This window comes from Chroococcidiopsis cubana SAG 39.79 (assembly GCF_003991895.1).
Classification (GTDB): domain Bacteria; phylum Cyanobacteriota; class Cyanobacteriia; order Cyanobacteriales; family Chroococcidiopsidaceae; genus Chroococcidiopsis; species Chroococcidiopsis thermalis.
On the sequence record NZ_RSCK01000120.1, the window covers coordinates 1,359 to 1,786 of the forward strand.

Genomic DNA, 428 nt, shown 5'->3' on the forward strand with positions numbered 1-428 from the left:
TAAGGCGAGGACTTGAGAATCGCCAATCCTCAACCAAAGTTCAAGCCATTGCATCGTACCACAGTCTTGCTGAACCATTGAAGACGGTCGCCCTAGCCATTGCCTAGACAGTGTAGCTTGCCAAACATCAGACCAGGGGCGATCGCCGTAAAATTCTTCCGCTCGAATTGAGTTAGTATTGGGTCGCGCTAATTCGAGCGGTTTATCTGTTTGTTTCATCAACCCGCTCGCCAACGATAATTATTCAAAAATTTAGCTTTCTTTAAGTCATAAAGTTTCAGCTTTAAACAAAGCTATAAACTGCAAACCATTACTACATTTGTCGAGACAGAAAAAAAGGTCGTTCAATCCATTGTTGCGCGGAAATAGACTGCCATCTCTGTGCTTTAGTAAAAGCTTCCATGCGACTTAAACCAACCGTAATTAGG

General features: G+C 43.0%; 1 pseudogene. It reads right to left on the reverse strand.

Going from position 1 to position 428, the window contains the following annotated elements:
• Window positions 1–219: pseudogene (locus tag DSM107010_RS33140) on the reverse strand (hypothetical protein); the annotation flags it as partial.
• Window positions 220–428: the final 209 nt, after the last annotated feature.